This is a genomic window from Streptomyces sodiiphilus (assembly GCF_039529215.1).
GTDB lineage: Bacteria > Actinomycetota > Actinomycetes > Streptomycetales > Streptomycetaceae > Streptomyces > Streptomyces sodiiphilus.
The window spans coordinates 1-918 of sequence record NZ_BAAAMJ010000106.1; the positions used below are offsets into that span (position 1 = coordinate 1).

A 918-nucleotide genomic window follows, 5' to 3' on the forward strand; every position below is an offset into this window, starting at 1 on the left:
CAGCAGATGACGCGCACCCCGCGCCACCAGATGCCGGGCGATCACTCCCCCGATGGTGCCGGTGGCGCCGGTGACCAGGACGGTTCCCGCCGTGTCCCAGGCGGGAACCTCGACGGCCGGCTCCGCCGGCTTGGCGACGGCCAGTCTGGCCACGTGTGCCCGGCCTTCACGGACGGCGAACTGGGGTTCCTCCGACGTGAGTCCTGCCACGAGCCCGGCCGGGGAGTCCTCATGGTCGTCGAGGTCGGCGAGGACGAAGCGGCCGGGGTTCTCGGACTGTGCTGCGCGCACCAGCCCCCACACCGCGGCGTGAGCCGGATCGGAAACACCCTCGCCGGGCCTCGCGGCCACCGCGCCGCGGGTGACGAACACCAGCCGCGACCCGGCGAAGCTCTCTTCCGCCAGCCAGTCCTGGACGAGAGCGAGCGCCCGGTGGGTGACGGCCCGCACGGTCTCCGCCGTGGTGTCTCCGGTCTCCGGCGTGCACGGAACCGTCACCGTGGCCGGCACCTGTTCCCGGGCAGCCAGCTCCGCCAGGTGCTCCCGCTCCCGGACCTGGGCGGTGGCGGGCTCCTCCCGCGGTGCCGTGTCGCGGTCGGCGGTGTCCTCCAGTTCCACCCAGTCGAGGCCGTAGAGCACGTCTCCACCGCTGCCGGGTGATGCCCCCAGTGATTCGGGGCGCTTGCGGAGCACCAGCGACCCGACGGTTGCCACCGGCTGTCCCAGGCTGTCCGCGACCGTGAGGGCCACGGTGTCGTTGCCTTCCGGCGCCAGCCGGACCCGCAGGTCGACGGCGTCCGTGGCGTGCAGGGACACCTCTGTCCAGGAGAAGGGGAGGCGCCCCTCCCCCGCCTTCAGCATCGGGCCGAGGGCAATGGTGTGGAGTGCGGCGTCGAGGAGTGCGGGGTGGATGCCGTA

1 protein-coding gene is annotated in these 918 nt (G+C 73.2%); it reads right to left on the minus strand.

The features are described from left to right. Window positions 1–918 (minus strand): SpnB-like Rossmann fold domain-containing protein (locus ABD299_RS24805; protein ID WP_344267005.1); only part of this gene is annotated, 918 nt, incomplete at both ends.